Raw genomic sequence first — 23,260 nt, 5'->3', positions numbered from 1 at the left:
GCCCCTGCCCTTGGTCCGCTTTTGCCGCACGCTGCGACCTTCCCTGTCGGCGCCCCGATGCGACGGCGCGAAAGCGTATTCGCTATGCCCCAACCCCTGCGCGCCCGAGCAGCAAGCAGGTTTCTACCAATGACTCTACGCGACTAGATGTCTGTTATCGGCCGCCCCGGCGCGGCGTTTAGGAAACCGCGTTCAGCCAATCCGCCCGGCGCAGTCGATAAAGCCGGACCGAACGACCGTGGAACGTGATCGAATGGAACTGGCGAAAGCCCGCGTTTTCGGCCACTTTCAACGATGCGACGTGGTCTGGTTCGATAATGACTATAACCGACCCCATGCCCCGGCCTCGGAATGCGTGTGCCAGCACAGCCTTAGCCGCCTCGGTGGCCAACCCCTTGTTCCAATAGCGGGTCGCCAGCCGATAGCCCAGGTTCATCTCCTCGACGCCGTTCACGAGTTCCGGCCCCACACCGCAAAATCCGATCAGCGACGAATCGTTTTTATCCACGAGCGCCCATGACCCGACGCCATGGGCCGCATACGACTCTCGACACCAGTTAATAAAATCCCGCGTCGCCAACTCGTCGCAAACGCCACCGACCGAGTGTTTCATCACCGCCGGATCCGCGAGGATCGCGGCCAACGCCGGCACGTCATCCATCGACAGCGGTTGCAGGCGCAGTCGCGGTGTTTCGAGCAGCATCGATGAGGCCCCATCGCGCGAAAACGAGGACTCGGGCTCATCGTAGATATTCTGTTTCATCGGCTTCTGGGGCGGGAACTGGGCCAGCGGGCAGGTTTTCGATGGCGCCATGGCGCCTGCCGGGGCTAGCGCAGCCACCGGCCCTGTTCGTTGACAAGCACCTCGTCCCGGTCACGAACCACCCGCAGCCGGCCTTGTTCGTGAACGTAGTAGGTGACGTCGCCGTTCTCGAAACGGTAGCCGAGGAAACGACAGGGGGTGACACCGTCCCCGCAGCGCGAATGCCAGCTGTGACCCTGAAGCGTGATCGCATGGCCGCTGCGCTTGCTCTTGCCGCGGTAAACGACGCGATCGCAGGAGACGTTACCTTCCTCGCACTGCGGGCTGATATCGACCACGTAGTGCGGCGTGTCCAGAACGGCTGCCGAGGCGCTGGCAGAAAATAGTGCGATCGCAAGTAGCAGTTTCATCGTGACTGACTCCGCTCCATGAGCTGCCGCCCCGCCGCCGGTATCAGTCATAGTTTACGCGACGAACAATCTTCGCCCGTGGACAACGCCTGAGTGCTCGCCGTCCAGCATGCCCACATCGGTAGAACGCCAGGCCGGCCCGAGCGCCAGGCCGTGGCACGCGGCTCGCGAGATTTTTTGAAGCCGGGCTGGCGGCCGCGAAGCCCTGCTCAGCCGCGTTCTGGCGTATCCGCATCGAACAGACGCTGGGCCGGATGCACGGCTCGGGCACGCGACAGCGAACCCGGCCGCGCCTGAGCCGCGGGCCGGCGGAGCTAGCTCGTGCGGCTGAGTATGGGGGCACTCCACATGACTTTACCGGGCAGCGTCGAACCTGCCTGGTCGGTTGCCCCCGCATCCTCCATCGACACCATCAGCTTCGCCTTCGATGCCATCTTTTGCACCGTGGACCGGCTCAGCGACACGTTATAACCGCCCTTCTCGTGCGGCCAGGCGCCCAACGGTATGGGCTCGCCGTTCTCCGGCTTGAGCCAGGCACGCAATTCCTTGCCTTCAGGAACGTTGTAGTCGCCCAGGGCGACCACCTGCATTTCATCATCGCCTGCCCAGGCGGTCACGAGCCAGCCTGTGCCGGTCGGGTCGTCGTAGACGATGCTGGTATACGCATGCGGCGGATCGGGCTCGCCGTAGCCATGTTGATAGTCCGGCTGGGTCAGCAGCATGGCACCCAGCACCATCGCCACAATGGAGGCGGCGATCGCCGCGCCCCGCCAGAACCGCACTTGATTCGCCGCCGGGGCCTGGACGCGGCTAGGCACAGCTTCAGGCGAAGCCGGCGTCGACTGCTTGAGCGATAACGTGCCGGCCAGCTGTTCCCATACGTCAGCCGGCGGCTCGACAGGGTCCAGGTCGAGGCCCAGGCTGCCAAGCCGATGCTCCCAGTACGCAAGCTCGCGGCGCGCGGCCGGGTCGGTTTCCAGGCGCCGCTCGAAGTCCGCTCGCGCGTCCGGTGCCAACGTACCCAACACGTATTCGCCGGCCTCGAGCACGAGGTTGTCGTCCCGTTCTTGAGATGTCACGACGCACGCTCCGCAAGGCATTCACGCAGCCGCATCAAGCCGCGCCGGATCCAGCTCTTGACCGTGCCCAGGGGGGCATCCAACCGCTGAGACAATTCCTGATGCGTAAGTCCCTCGTAGTAGGCCAACAGCACGCTGTCGCGCTGCTGCGCGGGCAGCGTCTTGAGACACTCCTGAATGGCATCAAGCGACTGCTGGTTTTCGTTCTCTTCCAACGGCGAGAGCGCCTGCTCATCTTCGAGCAGTGTAGCCATCATGTCCGGTTCCTCCGGCATCGCCACTTCAGGGCGCTTGCGTCTGAGTACATCCAGTGCGCGATAGCGGGCAATCGACAAAAGCCACGTCAGAGGCGCCCCCCGATCCGGAGCATAGGTATCCGCTTTTTGCCAGACCCTTACATAGGCATCCTGCAGCGCATCCCGTGCCTGCTCCGGGTTACGCAGGATACGCAGCAACAGCGCATAAAGTTGCGCGGAGGTCGCAGCGTAGAGTTCCTGGAAGGCGCGTTCGTCGCCCTCTGCCGTGCGCGCCAACAGCGCGGCCAATTGCTCCCGGTCGGCCACCTGCTAGTGGGCCGGCTCGCGCACAACCACGCGTACGGCGAGCAAAGTGCTGTAAAAACAACGGCTTGGTATCAAAACTTTACCTTCGTAATAACACTAGAGCGGGCGCTGACGGGCGCGACTCGGGCATACCGGCGCGGCGCAATTTAGCTGCGAAGCCTCTTGCACGCAAGGGCTTCGCGGGCCGCGTATTGTAGACCAATAGAGCTGTCCACCCCCAAGGCGGATGCCAAGGCTACCCCTCCCGGACGATCGTCGCCACCCGGCAGTCTTGATGTCGTCTAACCGCGATGGGCCTTCGCTACGGCGATATGCGACATCCCGGCCTTGCGAGCCAACGAGCATCGCCACCCCGGAACGGCGACGACAATACTGCTCTTACTTATTTTGATCGCTTCACAGGCGACGTGGCGACGCACGGCTAAAGCGCTTCGCAGTTCTCTTGGTCGCCGAATGCCTCGACCATCGAGGGAAAATCCTTGAAGTGCGGGCCGATGGGGAGCGGGGTGTTTGCAAACTCTTCGCGCGCGGATTCGTACGTATCCAACGACGTGGCATATCGTTCGCAGGTCTTGTCGTGGTTCTCGTCGATCGAGTAGGCCACGCCCTGATTGAACTGGTCCAACGCCATGCCTACGTGGTTATCGATCGACGCCCAGGTCTGCTCGGCTTTCTCGAAGTGAGAGATCGACAACCCACTCGTCGGGTCGTAACGCCCCTGCTCGGCGAACCACTGCGCATGCTCACGGTACAGGCCACTTTTATAGAAGTTGCCCAGGTAGCGATGCGCATTCGCGATCGCCACCGGGTCGCCCGACTTTTCACCCAGAACCAGGGCCTCCCTGCCCAATCCCTCGGCCGGGACCCATCGCCCGACGCTCCACATTTGATACGCCTGATCGATCTTCCGGAGCGGGTCGCTGGTTTCTGGAACCAGCGCGTAGGCGCAGCCTTGCAGAACGGGAATTACGGCGAGGAGCAAGGACAGACTTTTCAAGGTTGGCATGGTCAGATGAGTTAAACCGCACGGTTGAAAAACGATCGAAGCCGGACAGGCGCCCTCGACGCCGAGCACCGGAGAAAATCATATCGAGTTACATGTCTTGGCGAGCAGTATTTCGTCGTGAAATCATCAGGCTGAACGAACCGCCCATCAACGCCTTGATCACTATGCCCGGGCCCATGTGAAACGGTGTGAACGGCACTTGGTTTCCTGCTTGCGCTTACAAGACACGTATGGGTAGTTCCAGCTCAACCGCGATTTGCTCTGCCACTGGTCCTGGACACAAACCGCCGATCGGCGTTGGCCGAGACGTCCGCTGCGACGCGTAGGCGGTAGCGTACTCCTGAACCAGCAACCTGGCGCTCAAGCCTTCTTGACGAACGCCGCCGTCACCATCATGTCCCCCGCGCCGTCTACCTTGCAGTCCAGCTGGTGATCTTTGGCATCGAGAATTCGCCTGACCAACGCTTTCGTGCCGATCTTCAGCACCATCGAACTGCCTTTTACTTTCACGTCCTTCGCCAGCGTGACCTTGTCGCCTTCGGCCAACGCCGTGCCATTCGCGTCCTTGGCCCCCGTCTTGTCTTCTACGGCCAACTCGTCCGGATTCCATTCGTGCGCACATTCAGGACAAACCAGAAACGCCTGATCACGATAGGCAAACTGCGACTGACATTCGGGGCACGGCGGCAACGACATACGATTTATTCCGGGTGATTCGAGGCGCCATGATAAGCGCAGGACATGGCCCGAGCGAGCGCTAGGACGCTTCGCCAGACACAGTCATACACACTCGGTGGCGCGCCGGCTTCGGCCACATGACGGGCTGCGCCCAGAAGCGCTTGGGCCAAAACCGTTCCAGCCGCCTAGAGTGCGCCGTCAGGACGCCTTTGTAAGTGCCGCCAGGGACTCGACGTCACCCCCTACGATCTGATCCAGATGCTTCGTGATCTTTTCGATGGGCCAGTCCCACCATGCGACCTTGTTGAGCGTTTCAACCTCTTCCGGCCCAAAGCGCTGCTTTATCGGCTTGGCCGGGTTGCCGCCCACGATCGTGTACGCCGGCACGTCGGATACGACGACAGAACGAGAAGAAACAATCGCCCCATTGCCAATATGGACACCCGGCATCACCAGAGCGTCGTAGCCGATCCAGACATCGTTGCCGATAACCGTATCGCCTTTGTATGGCAGATCGTCCGGCGCGGGCATGACCTTCTCCCAACCATTCCCGAAAATCTGGAACGGATAGGTGGATATGCCTGACATCCTGTGATTCGCCCCGTTCATGATGAACTTCACGCCGCGAGCAATGGCGCAGAACTTGCCGATAATCAGCTTGTCGCCGATGAACGGGAAGTGATACAGCACGTTGCGCTCGAAATTCTCCGAATACTCGGGGTCGTCGTAGTAGGTGTAATCGCCAACCACGATATTGGGATTACGCACCGTGTTCTTGATGAAGCACACCTGCGGAAATCCTACCATTGGGTGCTTGGTTTCGGGGTCGGGACCGTTCAATCCTTCTCCAGCGTTTTACGCCGCCTCCAGGTTCAAGCGAAACGGGCCGCCGCAAGGCAGAGCCGAATCACGGCAGCACGGTGGGCTTCAACCTGCAGCGCTCTGTGATGTGGCCGCCACATCAAGTACGGCAACAGCTACGCCGACTAACAGCACAAAAGCCGATACAAGCCCGTAGACAACGAAATCCGACGTGCGTTGCTCACGCTTCGCCCTCATGCCTTCCCGTAGCGCTAGCACATTGATTCCCGTCCCGACCGTGCCCAGCCATAAATGCGGCGACCCAAACCCTTCCGATATGCCAAAACTGATAAACAGTGGTCCGAACAACCCGCCGAGCCAGCCCCAGAAAACGGCTTGCGCGTTCAAAAAGGATACGTGGGAATCAGCGTTTTTCATCTCTTGGTTAGCGCATAACGCCTAGGCTCAGTTGCCGACCGAAGCGTGGCGATGGTTTGGGCGGGGAACTGCAGCGGCCGGTTATGTAAAACCCTCTACTACTTAAAACGCTCGAGCCCATCCCACCATGAATGGCGAGGTGGTCGGCCCCGTGGATCGAGCAATCCAATCTCCGAGACGTGATAGCTCCACTTCGCGTAATTGCAGGGGGCGCATGTTATGACCAAATTATCCAGACTATTATCGCCACCGCGCGAATGAGGTAAAACGTGGTCATATTGGAGCCACAGCGCTTGGAACGCCGCGTGCTGGCTAAGATTAGCTCTGCCCCAAGTGACCGCCGCGGGATACAGGCGCTTCACTTTCTCTCTAATCTCCTTTCGAATGACCGGGATGCCGCAGAACCGACAGTGGTACCCGTCCCGCTCACGAAGTACGCGACGTTCTTCAGCCGTCGGCATTCGTACCGGAATTCGCTGATCTTGGACTAGCGCTGGCGGGAGGCCGGACACTTCTCTGACTTTTACGTAAGGGCTTGCCTTCCCCCATAAGGATTCGGTCCAATTGCGAACGGACGGATCGTCAGCGAGTTGGAACAGGTGACCTGCAAGTTCACCGTGCCCTCTTAGGCATGCTGTAACAGCTGCATCAAGAAGGCGAGCCGCATCAAATAGTTCTGGGACTGGCTCACGAACGCACTCTTTTAACTCCAAAATTCCACCTCGTACCTAACGCGTAGCGATGCCGCCGCCGGAGCAGCCGGAGGCTGCGTAGGGAATCCATAGCGGCGCGGTGCTTTGGGCGGTCAAATGCAGCGATTCGTTAGGCATCAATCGCCTTCTCCTCACCGCGGACCTGGCAAGTATGGTTACCGTGCCGAATCTGACCATAGAGGGTATAAGGAAGAATTACCGTATCCGCCACGAGGCTAAACGGTATATCCCAGAATAAAAAAGCACCAATTTGGCCGCCGCGCGGTAAATCTTTACCCACTGCGTACAAATCTAGAGCCGTGCCGCTATACACACGTGGTAGAGACACACGCTCGTCCTGAGCACAATCTTGTTCCCAAAGTTCAGCGTTCTTTGACATCATCGTGCCGCAGCCGGCAGCCAGCGAGCACGTAATAAGAACAAGTGCAAAATTTTTATTCATTATCTAACGCCTAAGCTCAGTTGCCGCCGCAGCAGACGAAGGCTGCGGAGGGAACCCGAAACGCGGTAGCGTTTTGGGCGGTCGACTGCAGCGTATCGTTAGAGCTGCTAATCGGCCGCGATCTCAATTTGAAATTTTTCTTCATTCAAGAGAGCGTGTTTGAAAGCTATGCTTGGATCGTGACGGACGGCATGACGAATCATCGTGATGTGGCCTGGAGGCATCCGAAATCCAAAGCAAACGGCATTGAACCACTTGTTAGAAAGTGCTTCTTTAATGCTGAATTATTTGTGCATAGGAGAATTTCCCTCGCTCGTCGAAATAAACATGCAAAATGTCATAATCAATTCCGAAACCGCTGCACATGCCAAGCGCGTATTGGTATTCCTGTTCGGTAACGTTTCCGCTGGGCTGTCCAAGCAAAGCAATAACATCTGCTCTTGTCATCTGCCTCAATAGCACATTGTCTCGAACATCCTTTGCCATTCCACCTCTATAGCAAGTTGCTTGCTCTTCATTGCTGATACTGGCGGCCCAGCTTCTCTTGTCAAAGGGTGCGGTACCAAAGATTCCCGAACTCATGTACGAAAAAGCCAGGACGGATAGCACCAAAAGCAATGTAGCCAGTGACCCTACGGCGACAATGAACCGCTTAAAAGCTTCCGATGCAAACGACATTGCAGCCTCTAACGCCCGTGGTAACGGGCGCCAACGGAGCGCAGCGTAGTTGGCGTCCCGTTGACCACTTTGTTAGTGCTTTTTGCGCCGAAGATACTCTCCATAACACGCTGGAAAGTTGTTCTCGCACCAGTCAGCCAACTCGTCTTCTGTATTGGGCTGAAACATCAATTTGTCCTTACAGTACAACCAAAGCGATCTGCCTTGACGGTATGCCTGCCATACTTTGTCGATGCTGACGCTGCCCGAACCGACAGAGGATGCGGCTCCGTAGCCCTCGGCATCATCTAACGCTGCATAGCCGGATTCCGTTACCGTGCCCGCCTCAAACTCTTCTTCGTGTGACTGCAATGTATTCATAGCTCTAACGCCTAAGCGCAGTTGCCGCGGGACCGGCCGCAGGCCGTGGAGGGAACCCAAAGCGCGGCAGCGCTTTGGGCGGTCAACTGCACCGATCCGTTAGGTTCGCTCAACATACTGGAACATAAGCTCTTCATCGTAGTACCGACCTTCGACTGACAGAGCTTCTGGCTCGGTGCCATAAGATTGAAACCCAGCGGTCTCATACAATGACCGCGCGGCCACATCGTCTACTACTACACAAAGCGTCACTTGACGTACACCGTCACGTGACGATGCAAAATCCATGGCGCGATCCAAAAGCGCCCTTCCAACGCCTTTGCTTCGCGCTGCTGGCGAAACATACATCCCCCAAATAAACGCTTTGTGCTGCATCTTATAGTTGGCTTCACGCTGCAAACCAACTACCCCGGCCAGTTTGCCTTCGTCGAAATGGCCGAAAAGTGCGGAAGCATCGGTCGGTTTTAGGCGATCTTGTAAATCAGAAATGCCTATCGCCACTTCCTCTTCCTAACTCGAACCGAATGCGGTGGGACATTCGACGAGGCCCGATAACCTTAGCTCCTTAAACGCTACTGCATCACTTTGAGTTAGCTTCCGAATAGTCATCTCTTACCTAACGCTTTAGTTCAGCGGCATTTGAGGCGCCGCCGTATGTCTTACGATCGAAACTTATAAGGCAAAAGCCATGGCCAAATGGGTCGGAGAAGGTTATGCAACGCGACCCGTTCCATTGATTGCACTCACTTTCACGAACTGCGCCGCAAGCGACGACTCTCGCGGCTTCGACATCAAGATTATCGACGACAAAATCGATAGGCGCTGGAGTCCAGTGACGAGAATACGCCCGTGATACATCCATTTTTTGAGTTGGCGCGGATCCTGCTGCGGTGATAAGTAGGTAGATTGGCGCTGCAGCGCCACTCAGTTCTGCAACGAATTATTCATGGTGCGAACGTGTACGAGCCCGAAGGCCTCGGTATAGAAGCTGATTGCCTCTTGAAGATCGGGCACGTCGATATTGACAAGTAAGTTCATTGATCGAGTTCTTCCACTTGCCGCCTAACGCCGAAGCTCAGTTGTCGCCCGAAGCGCGGCAGCGCTTTGGGCGGTCAACTGCAGCGACTTGTTAGGAGCCATGATCGAGCAATGCTTTCCTGGCGTCTATTAACATCCCGGCGATTTTGATATTACTCGTATTATCCGGGGTTCCACCCATACGTTGGGACTCAACTCGCGTCAGGTATGCGGCGATCTCACTTTCATTTTTAGCCGCTAGCAAAAGCCCAAACACCTCTGGTAGATAGGCGTAATACTCGTCCCTCGCCTCAGCAATTCCTGCCACTCCGATGGGATCCCAAAGGTAGTGAAGAATTTCGTCTGTTAGGCGATAGAGCCTCATTTGTTCGGGCGGAAATTTTTCCCCATTCTCGCGGTAGCTCCTAACGCCGAAGCTCAGTTGTCGCCGGAGCAGCCGAAGGCTGCGGAGGGAACCCGAAGCGCGGCAGCGCTTTGGGCGGTCAACTGCAGCGCATTCTTATGCACGTCTCGATACCCGAAGGCGATATATGTCTCTAACAATGTGGTCTTCATAGGCTTGCTCACATATCCAACCATACTTTTTCGACCACCACCCTTGCTTATTTTCGACGCAAGCAGCAATTGTTTCCCAAGTGAAAAGACAATGGATATGAGTACCATCGTCGGGGTAGGTCCTATGTTTCCAAGAAGTTTCCTCGTCTAGCGCAGCTTCCATGACCTCCGGCATCCACCAACCTCTATACGAAAATACCTCTCCCGCTGAGGGCGGCGTCTGGATAGGATGGTAGGTCTCAAACTGGAAGGTCAATCTGAATTGATTTACGACCTTGTGGAGTTGAAACCTTTCTTCTCCCGATCCCGGATCAACATATAACCCTGCTGGTGCGACCGGCCCAACGTCCATCCGGTCGAATGTGATCGTGAGGAAGGCCACGTCATTTATCAGACGTGACTCGACGACTCGGCCTGTAGGTTCTACATACGACATGGCTTTTGAAATGCATAACGCCAAGTATACGACTGTTGATAGGTATAGCATGCTGCCTAAAATTCGCATAGCAATACGAACATCTTAGCTATCGCTTTTGTTTACTGCTATTCTGAAACGCTATACCCCGCAGGGTGTGAAGCAATGACGGATTTAGCAAAGCGCCCTCGCAAGCTGATGGATCAGGTTAGCGATCGACTGCGTCTGGGCCATTACAGCCTGCGGACCGAGAGAACTTACCTTGCCTGGATCAAGCGCTTCATTCTGTTCCATGACAAGCGTCATCCGAAGGATATGGGCAAGCCCGAGATTGAGGCTTATCTGACCCATCTGGCGGTCGATCGTCACGTGGCTGCCTCGACGCAGAATCAGGCGCTGAATGCGATTCTGTATCTCTACCGGCAAGTGCTCGAAATCGACCTGCCGTGGATGGACGATGTCGTGCGTGCAAAACGCCCTGAGCGTATCCCCGAGGTATTAAGCCCCCAGGAAGTGGGCCAGCTGCTCGCCCAGCTCGAGGGCACCTACAAGCTGATGGCGTCGCTGCTCTACGGCTCGGGCCTGCGGTTGATGGAGGTTATTCGTCTTCGCGTGAAGGACGTGGACTTCGGTTACCAGCAGATCGTGGTGCGCGACGGTAAGGGCGCCAAGGATCGGGTGACACCCCTGCCCACGTCGGTGACCGCCGAGTTGAAGGCGCAGCTCGATTACGTGGCCTGCCTGCATCGGGACGATCTCAAGGCCGGTTATGGCGCGGTGTATCTACCCACCGCGTTGGCAACGAAGTATGCCAACGCAGAGCACGAGCTGGCCTGGCAGTACGTATTCCCGTCTTCGCGGTTGTCTACAGACCCGCGTTCGGGCGCAACGCGGCGGCATCACGTGAATGAAAAAGGCCTGCAACAGTCGGTGAAGCGTGCGGTTCGCCGGGCGGGCATCGACAAGAAGGCGAGTTGCCATACATTGCGACATTCCTTCGCAACGCATTTGCTGGAACGCGGCAGCGATATTCGTACGGTCCAGGAACTACTCGGGCATAAGAACGTGCAGACGACCATGCTTTATACCTACGTGCTCAAGCGCGGCGGCCGCGGCGTAGTCAGCCCCTTGGACGCCTAACCGTACACCGTCCGAGGGGCGCGTCGGTATGGAATGCGCACGCGCGCTTCAGTTAGCGACGCCATGACGCGCCACGACGTCCATGCGATCGAGCACGGCATGGGCCTGGCGTACGTGGCCGACGCGCCAGCAGTCGCTGGTGCGTGCCTGCGCGTCGGTCATCGGCCCGGCAACGTCGTGGCGGGCGGCGCGGGCTTTGAGCGCGCTGACGCGCTCGGGCGTTGTCGGGCAGCAGTCGAGATACTGCACCAGGCGTTTGCTGACCAGGTTCACAACGGATAACAGGGCCAGCACGATGCCGGGCATGAGTACCCAGACATCGACGCCGGCGTTGGCATGGCTCAGGCCCGCCATCACGCAGATCACGCTATAGGCGAAGCCGGCCATGAAGACGCCGAGCGATGGCAGCCGCCGTAGAGCGACCAGCAGCACGAGTGCGCCACGGGGTTCGTGATTCTCTAGGACGAAGGGCGCTTGATCCGGCCAGTCGTCCATATCGCCGCTGGTGGGCGGCGGCGACAGGTCGCCGACGAGCATACGTTCGTTGTACATGTTCTATTCCTCTTGGCCGCGCGGCGCCACGGCCGCTGCGGTATGGGTGTTCGTTGGAAGCCGGCACGGGCGCGGCGCACAAGGGTGCAGGGCTGGCCGGGGCTGGCAATACCGCAGGCTGCGGTTTACTCAGCGAGTGCGAAGGGTGAAGCCCGAATTGCGCGGGTTCCATCCGTATAAAGTGGGATATTTGGTTCGAATGGCGGTCGATTTCGCCCCACGGCAACTATTGCGCGCATAAAAAAGGCCCGCCGAAGCGGGCCTTCCCATAGCGAGCGTAAACCGCCCTATTTCTTGATGCCGCCCTTGGTGAGGTCGGCCGGGTCAAGCAGACGGTCGATCTCTTCTTCGCTGAGGTCGGTCTGCTCCAGGGTGAGTTCCTTGATGGGCTTGCCTTCCTTGTACGCCTGCTTGGCGATGGCCGCGCCCTTGTCGTAGCCAATCACCGAGTTGAGCGCGGTGACCAGGATCGGATTCTTGGACAGCGCATCGTCCAGGTTCGCCTGATTGACGGTGAAGCTGGCAATCGCCTTGTCGGCCATGACCTGGCTGGTGTTGGCCAGCAGCTCGATGCTCTGCAGCAGGTTGTAGGCGATCACCGGCAGCATGACGTTGAGCTGGAAGTTGCCGGACTGGCCGGCGACGGTAATCGTGCTGTCGTTGCCGATGACCTGGGCGCTGACCATGGCCGCGGCTTCCGGAATCACCGGGTTGACCTTGCCAGGCATGATGCTGGAGCCGGGCTGCAGCGCTTCCAGCTGGATTTCGCCAAGACCGGCGAGCGGGCCGGAGTTCATCCAGCGCAGGTCGTTGGCGATCTTCATCATGGAGACGGCGATGGTCTTGAGCTGGCCGGACAGTTCGACCGCCGCGTCCTGCGACGACAGGCTCTCGAAGTAGTTGCCGCTGGTTTCAAAGCGGCAGCCGCTGGCCTTGCCGATGGCCTTGGCGAAACGCTCGCCGAATTCGGGATGGGCGTTGATGCCCGTGCCCACGGCGGTGCCGCCCTGGGCCAGCCGGCGCATGCGCGGCAGCGCCGCTTCCACGCGGGCGATGCCGGAATCGATCTGTGCTGCCCAGCCGCCCAGCTCCTGATCAAAGCGTACCGGCATGGCATCCATAAGGTGCGTGCGCCCGGTCTTGACGACCTCCGAGAGCTCTTCGCCCTTCTTGCGCAGCGTGTCGCGCATGTGGGTGAGTGCCGGCAGCAGCTTGCGTTCGCATTCGATGACGGCCGCCACGTGAATGGCGGTCGGAATCACGTCGTTGGACGACTGACCCATGTTGACGTGGTCGTTCGGGTGCACGGTCTGGCCGGCGGCTTCGGTGGCCAGATGGGCGACCACCTCGTTGGTGTTCATGTTGGTCGAGGTGCCCGACCCGGTCTGGAAAATATCCACCGGGAAATGATCGTCGTACTGGCCTTCGGCCACGGCCGTGGCGCTGTCGATGATGGCCTGGGCGATATCGCCGTCGAGCAGTTCCAGGTCGCGGTTCACGTCGGCCGCACTCGCCTTGATCAGGCCCAGGGCGTTGATCATGGCGCGCGGCGCACGCAGATCCGAGATCGGAAAATTGTCGACCGCACGCTGCGACTGCGCGCCCCAGAGCGCATCGGTGGGCACCTTGAGTTCGCCCATGCTGTCTTTTTCGATCCGGTAATCGTTATCTGCGGCCATCGAGTGCTCCTTCGTTTTCAAGGCTTGGCGGCCGGGCGTGGCCCGGACCGGGATGAAATCGCTCATGCGTGAACGAGGCCACGCACCACGAATGAATTCGGTAGAATCCGCGATTCTATCACCGACTATTGCAACCTCCGATCGCCCGGCGGCCCACCTGCCAAGGCACGGCGGCGGCTGCGGCGTTTGCACGCTGGCAGCCTGCCCCGGCCCGGTGCTACGCAGCCGCTGCGATCGACGGTTACACAACGGAAACACCTGCTCATGGCCATGCAACTCACCGCACTCTCCGCGATTTCGCCGATCGACGGCCGCTATGCGGATAAAACCTGGGATCTGCGCTCGATCTGCAGCGAATACGGTTTGATCCGGTATCGCCTGATCGTGGAGGTTCGCTGGCTGCAGGCCCTGGCAGCGGAACCCGAGGTCGGCGATATCGAGCCGTTCTCGGCCGAGGCGACCGAATTTCTGGACAGCCTCGTCAACGAATTCGATATCAACGAAGGCCAGCAGGTGAAGTCCATCGAGGACACCACCAACCACGACGTCAAAGCCGTGGAGTACTACCTGCGCAACAAGATCAAGAACGTCGAGGAAATCGCGCACGTCAACGAGTTCATCCACTTCGGCTGCACCTCGGAAGACATCAACAACCTCGCCTATGCGCAGATGCTGCGCGATGCCCGCGACGACAACCTGCTGCCGGCCATCGATCGCGTGATCGAGGCGATTTCGGCCTTGGCCGAAGCCCATGCCGATACGCCCATGCTCTCGCGCACGCATGGCCAGTCCGCCTCGCCCACCACGCTGGGCAAGGAAATGGCGGTGTTCGTGCAGCGGCTCACGCGCCAGCGCGCCCTGCTGGCGGAAGTGACCATCTTCGGCAAGATGAATGGCGCGGTGGGCAACTACAACGCCCACTTCGCGGCCTACCCGAACGCGGACTGGCCGGGCATCGCCACCCGCTTCATTCGCGGCATGAATCTGGAAGTCAGCCCGGCGACCACGCAGATCGAGCCGCACGATTTCATCGCCGAGTTCTTCCATGCGCTCATGCGCGTGAACACGGTGCTGCTGGATTTCGCCAAGGATATCTGGGGCTATATTTCGCTGGGCTATTTCAAGCAGGCCACGGTCGAGGGCGAGGTGGGCTCGTCGACCATGCCGCACAAGGTGAACCCCATCGATTTCGAGAACGCCGAGGGCAATCTGGGCCTGGCGAACGCGATCATGGATCATCTGGCCGCCAAGCTGCCCATTTCGCGCTGGCAGCGCGACCTGACCGATTCCACCGTCCTGCGCAATCTGGGCGTGGGCCTGGCCCACGGCGGCGTGGCTTACGCCTCGCTGCTCAAGGGCATCAACAAGCTCGAAGCCAACCCGGCCCGTCTCGACGCCGATCTGGAAGACAACTGGATCGTGCTCGCCGAAGCCGTACAGACGGTGATGCGGATTCGCGGCATCAGCGGCGCCTACGAACAGCTCAAGGCACTCACCCGGGGCAAGGTGATCGACGCCACCGCCATGCGCGACTTCATCGAATCGTTGGATATTCCGGCCGACGACAAGGCGCGGCTCAAGGCCATGCGTCCGCACGACTACGTGGGCAATGCGCCCGAACAGGCGCGCGCCATTCGCGGCACGCAGGGCTAACCTCGCAGGGCTGATTTATGGATGTATTCGAAGCCATCGCCACGCGCCGCTCGGTGCGCCATTTCGATCCGGACCATCGTATGGCCGAAGACGAAGTGCGCGAGCTCATGGAGCACGTGCTGCTCTCGCCCACGGCGTTCAATATCCAGAACTGGCGTTTCGTCGCCGTCGAGGATGACGCCTTGCGAGCCGAAATCCGCAAGGCCGCCTGGGATCAGGCCCAGGTGACGGAATGCTCGCTGCTGCTGGTGCTCTGCCTGGACCTGAAAAGCTGGGCCAAGTCACCGGAGCGCTACTGGCGCAACGCCCCCACGGCGGTGGCCGAAAGCATGGTCCGCGAGATCAAGCACTTCTATCGCGACGACGAATGCCTGCAGCGCGATGAAGGCATGCGCTCCTGCGGCATGGCCGCCCAGACCGCCATGCTCGTCGCCCGTGCCATGGGCTACGACTCCTGCCCCATGGACGGCTTCGACTTCAAGCGCGTGGGGCATCTGATCAACCTGCCGCCGGACCATCGCATCTGCATGATGATCTGCATCGGCAAGACGTTGAAAGGCGCGCATCCGCGCAGCGGCCAGCTCGCGCTCGACGACGTACTCATGCGCGATCGCTTCCCCGAAAGCGAGCACGACGCCGACTAGGCGTCGCAGCGCCGGCTTATTCCTCCGGCGGCACGGCTTCGTATTCGCGAATGCGCTCCCGAATGGTTTCGGGCACGCGCATGCTGGTCTGGGCGCCGAAGTCGAACCACACCACCACCGTGTTGTAGACTGCGATCACGTCCTCGGTTTCGGCAAAAAACAGGCACTGTTCCAGCTCGAAACTACTGCGGCCAATGCGCTTGACGCGGGTGCCGATCTCTACGTCCGCCGGGAAGCGCAGCTGCTGGCGAAAGCTGCAGCGCAGGTCGGCGAGGATGGGGCCGTCGCTGGTCTGCGTATCCCCGCCGTCGGAAATCATGTGGATATAGTCGATCCGACCGTCTTCCGAGTAGCGGTAGAACACGGTGTTGTTCACGTGGCCGAGGCTGTCCATTTCGCCCCACTTCACGCGGATCGGCACGTAGTGAACGAAATCGGAACGGGTGGGTTGACGCATGCAGGCTCCGCAAAAACTTCAGATCGGTCGCTAACGGGCCATCGGCCCGCCCGACTCCAACACGAACGCTGCCGCGTCTGCACTCGCCAGACCACGGCCACATCCCGCGCCCGCCTTGAGCGGGGCGCTATCGTCGCCCAGCGGCCCTGCTGACGACAACCATTGCTTGTGTACGGCCTTCCCTGTATCGGCCGCATTCTGTATCGGCCGCACGATGAAATTCTTTTCCATACGCTGGCGTATTGACACGCCGCCGCATATGCGCGAAGTTATACGCAAGTCTTATTGGTGCAGCGCCGCATGACGAAATCGCAGAAAGTGATGCTCACCGCAAACGATTGGGCCGAAGCCGCGCTCGACGCGATCGGTCGCCGCGGCGTCGAAGGCGTCGCGGTCGAACCGATCGCGCGCGATCTCGGCGTGACCAAGGGCAGCTTCTACTGGCACTTCCCCAATCGGGAAGCATTGCTCGTGGCCGCCCTGCAACGCTGGGAAGCGCGTGAAACCGACGAAGTGCTGGACCGCGTACAACAGGAGACAGACCCTCGTGCGCGGGTGAAGCGGTTGATCACGGAAGTGAATACGTCGAAGAAGGCCAGCCGTATCTATAGCGCGCTATCCAGCGCGACCAAGCCGGCTTTCGTGCGCGATTACGTGGAGCGCGTTTCCAAGCGGCGGCTCGATTTCATCATCGACAGCTACGCCGCATTGGGCCTGTCGGCCGAGAACGCGCGCCGCTGGGCGCTGATGACGTTCTCGGTATTTCTGGGCTCACTGCAGATCCGCCGGGATCTGCCGGATGAATGGCCGAACGCCGACGAGCCCGCGTTCGCTGAATATGTGCGGTTTCTGATGGTGAGTTTGATGCCTTCAGAGCTCGACGCCGCCAATAACACGCCGGCGCCGGATGTGCCGGAATGGCCTGCCAGCAGCGGCGGCCAAGGTTTTTAAACGGGAGGTTGTTATGACAGCTTTGATATCGATACTGGTCGCGATCGCGGCCGTCTGGACGCTGGCGTATGTCGGCGCGTCACTGGCGGTCTGGAGTGCTGCGGTCGTTGTTTATTTCGTGGCCCTGGCCGCGGTCGGCGCCATTGGCTGGCCCGGGGTTATCGCCGCGGCGGTGATCTTCGTGCCAATTCTGGCCATCTTCAATACCAAGAGCCTGCGCAAGAAGCTGGTAACCAAGCCGGTCTTCAAGGGCTTCAAGGCGGTACTGCCGCCGATGTCGGACACCGAGCGCGAAGCGCTGGAAGCCGGCAGCACCTGGTGGGAAGCCGAGATGTTTCGCGGCAAGCCCGACTGGCAGTACCTGCTGGACTTCAAGCGCACCCAGCTGACCGCGGAAGAACAGTCGTTTCTGGATAACGAAACCGAAACGCTGTGCGCCATGCTGGACGAGTGGGAAATCATGTCCGAGCTCAAGGACATTCCCGAAGAAGGCTGGAAGTATATTCGCGACAACAAGTTCTTCGCGATGCTCATCCCGAAGGAGCACGGCGGCCTTGGTTTCTCGGCAGTCGCCCAGTCCACGATCGTGGCCAAGATCGCCTCGAGCTCGCTGACCACGGCCGTGACCGTGATGGTGCCGAACTCGCTCGGCCCGGGCGAACTGCTCGTGCACTACGGCACCAAGGAACAGCAGCAGAAGTGGCTGCCCGGCCTGGCCGACGGCAGCGAAATCCCCTGCTTCGGCCTGACCGGTCCGGAAGTCGGCTCCGACGCGGGCGCACTCCCGGATACCGGCATCGTCTGCAAGGGCGAGTACAACGGCAAGGAAGTGCTGGGCATGAAGCTCACCTTCTCCAAGCGCTGGATCACCCTGGCCCCGGTGGCCACGGTCATCGGTCTGGCGTTCAAGCTGTATGACCCGGAAGGCCTGCTCGGCGACGAGAACAAGACCGAATACGGCATTACCTGTGCCCTGATCTCGGCCGACGAGCCGGGCGTGGAAATCGGTACCCGCCATGCGCCGGGTGCCTTCATGAACGGCCCGATCTTCGGCAAGGACGTGTTCGTGCCGCTGGATGCCATCATCGGCGGAAAGGAAAAGGCCGGCGGTGGCTGGCGCATGCTGGTCGAGTGCCTGTCGGCCGGTCGCGGCATTTCGCTGCCGGCGCTGTCCTCGGCTGCGTCGAAGACCGCCTATCGCATGACGGGTGCCTTCGGCCGCATCCGTCGCCAGTTCAAGGTGCCGGTCGGCAAGTTCGAAGGTGTGCAGGAAGCCACCGCCCGTATCGGCGGCCTGAACTACAAGATGGAAGCCGCACGTATCTTCACCGCGTCCGGTGTGGATCAGTGCACCCCGTCGGTGGTCACGGCCATGGCCAAGTACCACATGACCGAGTGGATGCGTCAGATCGTCAACGACTCCATGGACGTCCACGGCGGTCGTGGCATTCAGCAGGGTCCGCGCAACTACCTGTTCGGCTCCTATCAGTCGGTGCCGATCGCGATCACGGTCGAGGGTGCGAATATTCTCACCCGCAGCCTGATGATCTTCGGCCAGGGCGCGATCCGCTGCCATCCGTTCGTCTTCCCGGAAATGGAAGCCGCACGCAACGACGATCTGGACGAGTTCGATCACCTGCTGTGGTCGCATGTGGGCCATTCGGTCAACCGTGCTGCACGCACGCTGACCTTCGGCCTGTCCGGTTCGATCACCGCCAAGGCGCCCGTGGACGGCGTAGCTGCGCCCTACTATCGCAAGCTCGAGCGGTTCTCCTCGGCGCTGGCGATCTGTTCGGACATCACCATGGGCATGCTCGGCGGCGAGCTGAAGAAGAAGGAACTGCTCTCGGCGCGTCTCGGTGACGTGCTCTCCGAGCTCTACTTCGGTTCGGCCACGCTCAAGTACTTCTACGACGAAGGCAAGGAAGAGCCGGAAGATATCGCCCATCTGCAGTACGTGATGGACGAATGCCTGCACAAGATCGAAGAGTCCTTCGACGGCTTCTTCCGCAACTTCCCGAACAAGTTCGTGGGCGGTGCCATGCGGGTGCTGGTGTTCCCGACCGGTCGTCGCCACAAGGGCGCGAGCGACAAGCTCATCAACGCCCTGGGCAACGCCATTCTGGAACCCTCGGCCTTCCGCGATCGCATGACCGCGAACATCTATCTGGGCACGAGCGCCAACAGCGCCACCGGCCGGATGGAGCGGGCCTTCAACAAGCTCGTGGAGGTCGAATCGGTCTACGACAAGTTCGCCAAGGCCGTGGCCAAGGGCGAGGCCGAAGGCTTCACCGTGGATGCACAGCTCAAGTCGGCCGTCGCCAACGGCGTGCTCACGGATACCGAAGCCCGCAAGGTCAAGGAATACGACGACCTGCGCTACGACGCCATCCTCACCGATGCGTTCACCAAGGAATACCTGCGGGATCCGGTGAACCACAAGCACGAGGACAAGCGTCTGGAATCGCGCGTCGCCTAGTCGGCAATCCCGGCTGACACGCGCACCGCTTCTGCGGTACAAGGCCCGGGTGATTTCACCCGGGCCTTTTTCATGTCCGACGATCTGAGCGCCGCGTTCGAAGCGACCCACTATCGCGTTTTTCTCGATGGCCACAGCCACGTGATTCGAATCGGCTCCGCCTGCCCGCCCGCCGTGGCCGAGTGGTTGTCGCAACGCGCGCTCGTCCGTTGCGCCTGGCTGATCACCGCCTATAACCCCAACGCCCGGAAAGCCGAGCCCGCCGAGAACCGGGCCCGCGATGGCCTGCTACGCGACTGGGCTCAACGCCGCGCGCCGGCGTGGCTGGACACCGTCAACCAAGACCCGACCGGCCAGTGGCCGGACGAACCCGGCGTGCTCGTCGCCGGCGTCGAGGAACATGAAGTCCGCGCCATGGCATGCCGACTTGAACAAGCGGCGATGGTGCAGATCACAGCGAATGAACCCGCGGCGCTGGTCTGGCTGCGTGGCTGACAGGTCGTTCGCCCGGCTAGCGACTCCCCCGGTCCAGAAATAGATTATTCAATCGATGATTTTGCGGCTTATAACCGCGCCTGTGCGAAAGCACGCGCGCCACGTCCAGCCGTCGTGAAGCCATAGGATTAGGCGACGGACACCTGCCGGCGTTTGTCTTGATCGCGTTGAAAACAGCTGGCGCAGTCGGCTGTTCGGATGCCGGATCAATAGTCCGGCGCGGGTGCGCAGCGCGAGCTATGCCAGCGGTTTGGCGTTTTTGGTCCGGCGTGCTGCGCGCCTGGCCGCCTCAACGATCGGTGTGGCCCAGTCCGCGCGCCGGATCGATACGATCACGGATCATCTGCTTGATCGGCTTGGTTTCGGGGAAACCGCCGTCGCGCTTGCGCGAGTGCAGCAGTTCGCCGTCGAGATGGATTTCGAACACGCCCGAGGCGGCCGGCACGATGGCGACTTCGCCCAGTGCCTCGCCGAAGGTGGTGAGCAGTTCCTGAGCCATCCAGGCCGCGCGTGCCTGCCAGCGACAGCCCGGACAGAAATGGATTTCCACACGCGGCGCGGCCATGGCTAGGCGTCGGCCGCGGGTCGGTAGGCGTCGACGAACAGCTGCGGCATGCGTCGGGCGCGCCCGTTCGACAGCTTGACCGTAACGTAATGGGTGCGGGCCCGGAATACCGTCCGCCCGTCGCCTACGCGCCGAAACTGAAACGCACGCCACATGGTGAGCCGGCCGTCGTTTTCGGCAATCCAGGTGGCCACCTCGAGTTCGTCGCCCAGGTGGGCGGGCATGAGGTAGTCCAGCTCGTGGCGATGCACCACACAGGCCGCGTCCAGATCGACATAGCTCTGCCAGCCGATGCCCAGGGCTTCCGTGTGCTGCCAGGCCGCCTGTTCCATGAAGGTCAGGTAGACGGCGTTGTTCATATGCTCGAGCCGGTCGATATGCGACGCATCGACTTCGAAGCGGGCCACGAACGGCGTGGCAATGTCCCAGTTGTCCGTGCGCGCCATCGCGCCAACCTCGCGGCAGTGGTTTTAAATCGCCCGCTAGCCTAGCTCGTGATGGCCTTGCAGGCCACACGCGCATAAAAAAAGCCGGCATGCGTACATGCCGGCCGCCGTGTCGCGCAGTGCGCTTAGCCTGCGGAAGCGAGCGCCATATCGGGCGGCGTGCCCATGACGTCGTAAAGACGGGTCAGCCACTGGTCGGCATCGGCATCGGATGCAAACAGCGCCTGGTAGTTGGCCTGCACCTGCTGCTCGAAGGCCTGGGTGTCTTCGGCGTGCATCATGTACGCCAGCGTTTCCAGGTTCTCGCCCTGGCCGCGCGCCGCTTCACGCTTGATCATGGCCATTTGCGAGCCCACGAATTCGCGCCGTGCGGCATGGGTGCGCGCATCCACGTCGTTGGCCGTGTTCGTAGTGACGTTGCTGGTGCCCTGCACTGCGTTGGTCGTGGCATCGGCGATACGGGCCGTGCCGTCGACGATGGTGTCGGACGTAATCGTGATCTGCGAGCAGCCGGCCAGCGCCGTGCCCGCCAGTGCCAATGCCCCCAGACGAATCATAGGCCGCATATGGAACTCCCTTGTATAGATGGTGAGCGACCATTAAATCGATAAACCCGGTCGTCCGCAATATGTTGGCGCTGCCAATGTCTTGAAGACTTTCAATAGACCCCCACTATCATCGGTATCGGTATGGATGCCGCCGGGCGACCGCCGATTCACGTTATACTTGCGTCATTAAACGCGTAATTTCGAACGATCCAATCGCTATGGCCGCACATCAGGAAGACGTCGAAACACTGGTCGCCGAGCGCGAGTACGAAGCCGGCTTCGTTACCGACCTGGAGTCCGATACCGTCGCTCCGGGCCTCAACGAAGACGTGATTCGCTTCATCTCGGCCAAGAAGGACGAGCCGGAGTGGATGCTGGAATGGCGCCTCGAAGCCTTTCGGCAGTGGAAACAGATGCGTGCCCCCACGTGGCCGCACCTGCACTATCCGGAAATCGACTACCAGAAGATTTCCTACTACTCCGCGCCCAAGAGCGCCAAGGACAAGCCCAAGAGCCTGGACGAGGTCGACCCCAAGCTGCTCGAGACCTACGAAAAGCTGGGCATTCCGCTGCACGAGCAGGAAATGCTGGCCGGCGTGGAAGGCGCGCAGTATCCGACCAAGAGGAGCAACGTCGCGGTCGACGCTGTCTTCGACAGCGTGTCGGTGGCGACCACCTTCAAGGACAAGCTCGCCGAGGCCGGCGTGATCTTCTGCTCCATCTCGGAAGCCATCCGCGAACATCCCGAGCTGGTCAAGAAACATCTGGGCACGGTGGTGCCGCGCGGCGATAACTTCTTCGCCGGCCTGAACGCGGCGGTGTTTACCGACGGCTCGTTCGTCTACATCCCCGAAGGCGTGCGCTGCCCGATGGAGTTGTCGACCTACTTCCGTATCAACGCGGAGAACACCGGCCAGTTCGAGCGCACGCTCATCATCGCCGAGAAAGGCAGCCATGTGAGCTACCTGGAAGGCTGCACCGCGCCCCAGCGTGACGAAAACCAGCTGCACGCAGCCGTGGTCGAGCTCGTTGCCGAAGACGATGCCGAGATCAAGTACTCGACGGTACAGAACTGGTACCCGGGCGACGAGAACGGCAAGGGCGGCATCTACAACTTCGTGACCAAGCGCGGCGAATGCCGCGGCGAGCGCTCCAAGATCTCCTGGACCCAGGTAGAAACCGGCTCGGCGATTACCTGGAAGTACCCGAGCTGTGTACTCACCGGCGACAACTCGGTGGGTGAGTTCTACTCGGTGGCGGTGACTCGCGGCATGCAGCAGGCCGATACCGGCACCAAGATGATCCACGTGGGCAAGAACACCAAGTCCACGATCATCGCCAAGGGTATTTCTGCCGCGCGCGGCGAGCAGTCCTATCGGGGACTGGTCAAGATCCTGCCGAGCGCCGACAACGCCCGTAACTTCACGCAGTGTGATTCGCTGTTGATTGGCGACAAGTGCGGGGCACACACCTTCCCGTACGTGGAAACCAAGAACTCGACCGCCAAGCTTGAACACGAGGCCACCACCTCCAAGATTGGCGAAGACCAGATGTTCTATTGCCAGCAGCGAGGCCTGTCGGAAGAAGACGCCGTCAACCTCATCGTCAACGGCTTCTGCAAGGACGTCTTCAAGGAGCTGCCGATGGAATTCGCCGTCGAGGCCCAGAAGCTGCTCAACGTCACGCTCGAGAACGCCGTCGGCTAGTCGTTA

At 60.3% G+C, this 23,260-nt stretch carries 28 protein-coding genes; 7 read left to right on the top strand and 21 right to left on the bottom strand.

The annotated features are described in order from the left end of the window. Positions 1–178 precede the first annotated feature (178 nt). The 15 genes from C84B14_RS08745 to C84B14_RS08675 all read right to left on the bottom strand — a co-directional run bounded on the left by C84B14_RS08745 (position 179) and on the right by C84B14_RS08675 (position 8,969). Complete coding sequence (locus C84B14_RS08745; protein WP_353223401.1) at positions 179–763, bottom strand: GNAT family N-acetyltransferase; 585 nt, start codon at positions 761–763, stop codon at positions 179–181. Between the two features lie 65 nt (positions 764–828). After that, positions 829–1,173, bottom strand: coding sequence for a hypothetical protein (locus tag C84B14_RS08740; protein ID WP_353223399.1), 345 nt, complete (start codon positions 1,171–1,173; stop codon positions 829–831). A 314-nt stretch (positions 1,174–1,487) separates the two neighbouring features. After that, on the bottom strand, positions 1,488–2,252 hold the full coding sequence (locus tag C84B14_RS08735; RefSeq protein ID WP_353223397.1) for an anti-sigma factor: 765 nt from the start codon (positions 2,250–2,252) through the stop codon (positions 1,488–1,490). Then, positions 2,249–2,815, bottom strand: coding sequence for a sigma-70 family RNA polymerase sigma factor (locus C84B14_RS08730; RefSeq protein WP_353223395.1), 567 nt, complete (start codon positions 2,813–2,815; stop codon positions 2,249–2,251). The genes C84B14_RS08735 and C84B14_RS08730 overlap by 4 nt, the downstream gene beginning before the upstream one ends. A 421-nt stretch (positions 2,816–3,236) precedes the next feature. Further along, a complete protein-coding gene (locus C84B14_RS08725) occupies positions 3,237–3,890 on the bottom strand; it encodes a hypothetical protein (protein WP_353223393.1) in 654 nt (217 codons plus the stop codon). Positions 3,891–4,181: 291 nt separating this feature from the next. Further along, the gene (locus tag C84B14_RS08720; protein WP_353223391.1) at positions 4,182–4,517 is read right to left on the bottom strand and encodes a zinc ribbon domain-containing protein YjdM; all 336 of its coding nucleotides are present in this window, start codon (positions 4,515–4,517) and stop codon (positions 4,182–4,184) included. A 180-nt stretch (positions 4,518–4,697) separates the two neighbouring features. Further along, positions 4,698–5,339 (bottom strand): Vat family streptogramin A O-acetyltransferase, encoded by a 642-nt coding sequence (locus C84B14_RS08715; RefSeq protein ID WP_353223389.1) that lies wholly within the window; start codon positions 5,337–5,339, stop codon positions 4,698–4,700. Between the two features lie 87 nt (positions 5,340–5,426). After that, positions 5,427–5,738 carry a hypothetical protein gene (locus C84B14_RS08710; RefSeq protein WP_353223387.1) on the bottom strand — a complete coding sequence of 104 codons (312 nt, stop codon included), beginning with the start codon at positions 5,736–5,738 and terminating at the stop codon, positions 5,427–5,429. 98 nt (positions 5,739–5,836) lie between these two features. Beyond that, a complete protein-coding gene (locus C84B14_RS08705) occupies positions 5,837–6,199 on the bottom strand; it encodes an HNH endonuclease (protein WP_353223385.1) in 363 nt (120 codons plus the stop codon). Positions 6,200–6,560: 361 nt separating this feature from the next. Next, on the bottom strand, positions 6,561–6,893 hold the full coding sequence (locus C84B14_RS08700) for a YceK/YidQ family lipoprotein (protein ID WP_353223383.1): 333 nt from the start codon (positions 6,891–6,893) through the stop codon (positions 6,561–6,563). Positions 6,894–7,166: 273 nt separating this feature from the next. Next, on the bottom strand, positions 7,167–7,571 hold the full coding sequence (locus C84B14_RS08695; RefSeq protein WP_353223381.1) for a hypothetical protein: 405 nt from the start codon (positions 7,569–7,571) through the stop codon (positions 7,167–7,169). A gap of 72 nt (positions 7,572–7,643) precedes the next feature. Next, the gene (locus C84B14_RS08690) at positions 7,644–7,931 is read right to left on the bottom strand and encodes a hypothetical protein (RefSeq protein ID WP_353223379.1); all 288 of its coding nucleotides are present in this window, start codon (positions 7,929–7,931) and stop codon (positions 7,644–7,646) included. Between the two features lie 99 nt (positions 7,932–8,030). Continuing rightward, positions 8,031–8,432, bottom strand: a complete 402-nt coding sequence (locus tag C84B14_RS08685) for a GNAT family N-acetyltransferase (protein WP_353223377.1) — start codon at positions 8,430–8,432, stop codon at positions 8,031–8,033. Between the two features lie 115 nt (positions 8,433–8,547). Continuing rightward, positions 8,548–8,793, bottom strand: a complete 246-nt coding sequence (locus C84B14_RS08680) for a VOC family protein (protein ID WP_353223375.1) — start codon at positions 8,791–8,793, stop codon at positions 8,548–8,550. Positions 8,794–8,855: 62 nt separating this feature from the next. After that, complete coding sequence (locus C84B14_RS08675) at positions 8,856–8,969, bottom strand: VOC family protein (RefSeq protein ID WP_353223373.1); 114 nt, start codon at positions 8,967–8,969, stop codon at positions 8,856–8,858. A 1,135-nt stretch (positions 8,970–10,104) separates the two neighbouring features. Here C84B14_RS08675 and C84B14_RS08670 point away from each other — a divergent pair. Further along, positions 10,105–11,079: an integron integrase gene (locus C84B14_RS08670; protein ID WP_353223371.1), complete on the top strand. Its 975-nt coding sequence runs from the start codon at positions 10,105–10,107 to the stop codon at positions 11,077–11,079. 48 nt (positions 11,080–11,127) lie between these two features. Here the strand turns inward: C84B14_RS08670 and C84B14_RS08665 are convergent, their stop codons facing one another. Both C84B14_RS08665 and C84B14_RS08660 read right to left on the bottom strand, forming a co-directional pair. Beyond that, positions 11,128–11,631, bottom strand: a complete 504-nt coding sequence (locus C84B14_RS08665) for a hypothetical protein (protein WP_353223369.1) — start codon at positions 11,629–11,631, stop codon at positions 11,128–11,130. Positions 11,632–11,918: 287 nt separating this feature from the next. Next, the gene (locus C84B14_RS08660; RefSeq protein ID WP_348765535.1) at positions 11,919–13,310 is read right to left on the bottom strand and encodes a class II fumarate hydratase; all 1,392 of its coding nucleotides are present in this window, start codon (positions 13,308–13,310) and stop codon (positions 11,919–11,921) included. Positions 13,311–13,580: 270 nt separating this feature from the next. Between C84B14_RS08660 and purB the strand changes: the two genes are divergently transcribed. Then, on the top strand, positions 13,581–14,963 hold the full coding sequence (gene purB, locus C84B14_RS08655; protein ID WP_348765565.1) for an adenylosuccinate lyase: 1,383 nt from the start codon (positions 13,581–13,583) through the stop codon (positions 14,961–14,963). 17 nt (positions 14,964–14,980) lie between these two features. Next, positions 14,981–15,607 carry a nitroreductase family protein gene (locus tag C84B14_RS08650; protein ID WP_353223367.1) on the top strand — a complete coding sequence of 209 codons (627 nt, stop codon included), beginning with the start codon at positions 14,981–14,983 and terminating at the stop codon, positions 15,605–15,607. A 16-nt stretch (positions 15,608–15,623) separates the two neighbouring features. Here C84B14_RS08650 and C84B14_RS08645 read toward each other — a convergent pair whose 3' ends face one another. Continuing rightward, positions 15,624–16,064: an acyl-CoA thioesterase gene (locus C84B14_RS08645; protein WP_348765537.1), complete on the bottom strand. Its 441-nt coding sequence runs from the start codon at positions 16,062–16,064 to the stop codon at positions 15,624–15,626. A 300-nt stretch (positions 16,065–16,364) separates the two neighbouring features. Between C84B14_RS08645 and C84B14_RS08640 the strand changes: the two genes are divergently transcribed. From C84B14_RS08640 to C84B14_RS08630, 3 genes are all read left to right on the top strand, one after another. Beyond that, positions 16,365–17,015: a TetR/AcrR family transcriptional regulator gene (locus C84B14_RS08640; protein ID WP_353223365.1), complete on the top strand. Its 651-nt coding sequence runs from the start codon at positions 16,365–16,367 to the stop codon at positions 17,013–17,015. Between the two features lie 13 nt (positions 17,016–17,028). Continuing rightward, on the top strand, positions 17,029–19,494 hold the full coding sequence (locus C84B14_RS08635) for an acyl-CoA dehydrogenase (RefSeq protein ID WP_353223363.1): 2,466 nt from the start codon (positions 17,029–17,031) through the stop codon (positions 19,492–19,494). A 72-nt stretch (positions 19,495–19,566) separates the two neighbouring features. Continuing rightward, positions 19,567–19,989 (top strand): DUF3293 domain-containing protein, encoded by a 423-nt coding sequence (locus tag C84B14_RS08630; protein ID WP_353223361.1) that lies wholly within the window; start codon positions 19,567–19,569, stop codon positions 19,987–19,989. Between the two features lie 289 nt (positions 19,990–20,278). Here the strand turns inward: C84B14_RS08630 and C84B14_RS08625 are convergent, their stop codons facing one another. The 3 genes from C84B14_RS08625 to C84B14_RS08615 all read right to left on the bottom strand — a co-directional run bounded on the left by C84B14_RS08625 (position 20,279) and on the right by C84B14_RS08615 (position 21,566). Then, positions 20,279–20,554 (bottom strand): Rdx family protein, encoded by a 276-nt coding sequence (locus C84B14_RS08625; RefSeq protein ID WP_348765541.1) that lies wholly within the window; start codon positions 20,552–20,554, stop codon positions 20,279–20,281. Between the two features lie 2 nt (positions 20,555–20,556). Beyond that, the gene (locus C84B14_RS08620) at positions 20,557–21,000 is read right to left on the bottom strand and encodes an acyl-CoA thioesterase (RefSeq protein ID WP_353223359.1); all 444 of its coding nucleotides are present in this window, start codon (positions 20,998–21,000) and stop codon (positions 20,557–20,559) included. Positions 21,001–21,125: 125 nt separating this feature from the next. Next, on the bottom strand, positions 21,126–21,566 hold the full coding sequence (locus C84B14_RS08615; protein WP_348765543.1) for a DUF3015 family protein: 441 nt from the start codon (positions 21,564–21,566) through the stop codon (positions 21,126–21,128). A gap of 200 nt (positions 21,567–21,766) precedes the next feature. On the opposite strand from C84B14_RS08615, the gene sufB reads away from it, so the two are divergent. Further along, positions 21,767–23,254: a Fe-S cluster assembly protein SufB gene (gene sufB, locus C84B14_RS08610; protein ID WP_348765544.1), complete on the top strand. Its 1,488-nt coding sequence runs from the start codon at positions 21,767–21,769 to the stop codon at positions 23,252–23,254. The last annotated feature ends 6 nt before the right edge of the window (positions 23,255–23,260 follow it).

The organism is Salinisphaera sp. C84B14 (assembly GCF_040361435.1).
GTDB lineage: Bacteria > Pseudomonadota > Gammaproteobacteria > Nevskiales > Salinisphaeraceae > Salinisphaera.
Note: the sequence above shows the minus strand (reverse complement) of the source record. Positions and strands in the feature narration are given on the sequence as shown.

Coding starts and splice junctions, on each gene's coding strand:
- C84B14_RS08745 (WP_353223401.1), bottom strand. CDS start 763: ATGAAACAGAATATCTACGATGAGCCCGAGTCCTCGTTTTCGCGCGAT.
- C84B14_RS08740 (WP_353223399.1), bottom strand. CDS start 1,173: ATGAAACTGCTACTTGCGATCGCACTATTTTCTGCCAGCGCCTCGGCA.
- C84B14_RS08720 (WP_353223391.1), bottom strand. CDS start 4,517: ATGTCGTTGCCGCCGTGCCCCGAATGTCAGTCGCAGTTTGCCTATCGT.
- C84B14_RS08710 (WP_353223387.1), bottom strand. CDS start 5,738: ATGAAAAACGCTGATTCCCACGTATCCTTTTTGAACGCGCAAGCCGTT.
- C84B14_RS08705 (WP_353223385.1), bottom strand. CDS start 6,199: ATGCCGACGGCTGAAGAACGTCGCGTACTTCGTGAGCGGGACGGGTAC.
- C84B14_RS08700 (WP_353223383.1), bottom strand. CDS start 6,893: ATGAATAAAAATTTTGCACTTGTTCTTATTACGTGCTCGCTGGCTGCC.
- C84B14_RS08695 (WP_353223381.1), bottom strand. CDS start 7,571: ATGTCGTTTGCATCGGAAGCTTTTAAGCGGTTCATTGTCGCCGTAGGG.
- C84B14_RS08690 (WP_353223379.1), bottom strand. CDS start 7,931: ATGAATACATTGCAGTCACACGAAGAAGAGTTTGAGGCGGGCACGGTA.
- C84B14_RS08680 (WP_353223375.1), bottom strand. CDS start 8,793: ATGGATGTATCACGGGCGTATTCTCGTCACTGGACTCCAGCGCCTATC.
- C84B14_RS08675 (WP_353223373.1), bottom strand. CDS start 8,969: ATGAACTTACTTGTCAATATCGACGTGCCCGATCTTCAAGAGGCAATC.
- C84B14_RS08670 (WP_353223371.1), top strand. CDS start 10,105: ATGACGGATTTAGCAAAGCGCCCTCGCAAGCTGATGGATCAGGTTAGC.
- C84B14_RS08665 (WP_353223369.1), bottom strand. CDS start 11,631: ATGTACAACGAACGTATGCTCGTCGGCGACCTGTCGCCGCCGCCCACC.
- C84B14_RS08660 (WP_348765535.1), bottom strand. CDS start 13,310: ATGGCCGCAGATAACGATTACCGGATCGAAAAAGACAGCATGGGCGAA.
- purB (WP_348765565.1), top strand. CDS start 13,581: ATGCAACTCACCGCACTCTCCGCGATTTCGCCGATCGACGGCCGCTAT.
- C84B14_RS08650 (WP_353223367.1), top strand. CDS start 14,981: ATGGATGTATTCGAAGCCATCGCCACGCGCCGCTCGGTGCGCCATTTC.
- C84B14_RS08645 (WP_348765537.1), bottom strand. CDS start 16,064: ATGCGTCAACCCACCCGTTCCGATTTCGTTCACTACGTGCCGATCCGC.
- C84B14_RS08640 (WP_353223365.1), top strand. CDS start 16,365: ATGACGAAATCGCAGAAAGTGATGCTCACCGCAAACGATTGGGCCGAA.
- C84B14_RS08635 (WP_353223363.1), top strand. CDS start 17,029: ATGACAGCTTTGATATCGATACTGGTCGCGATCGCGGCCGTCTGGACG.
- C84B14_RS08630 (WP_353223361.1), top strand. CDS start 19,567: ATGTCCGACGATCTGAGCGCCGCGTTCGAAGCGACCCACTATCGCGTT.
- C84B14_RS08625 (WP_348765541.1), bottom strand. CDS start 20,554: ATGGCCGCGCCGCGTGTGGAAATCCATTTCTGTCCGGGCTGTCGCTGG.
- C84B14_RS08620 (WP_353223359.1), bottom strand. CDS start 21,000: ATGGCGCGCACGGACAACTGGGACATTGCCACGCCGTTCGTGGCCCGC.
- C84B14_RS08615 (WP_348765543.1), bottom strand. CDS start 21,566: ATGCGGCCTATGATTCGTCTGGGGGCATTGGCACTGGCGGGCACGGCG.
- sufB (WP_348765544.1), top strand. CDS start 21,767: ATGGCCGCACATCAGGAAGACGTCGAAACACTGGTCGCCGAGCGCGAG.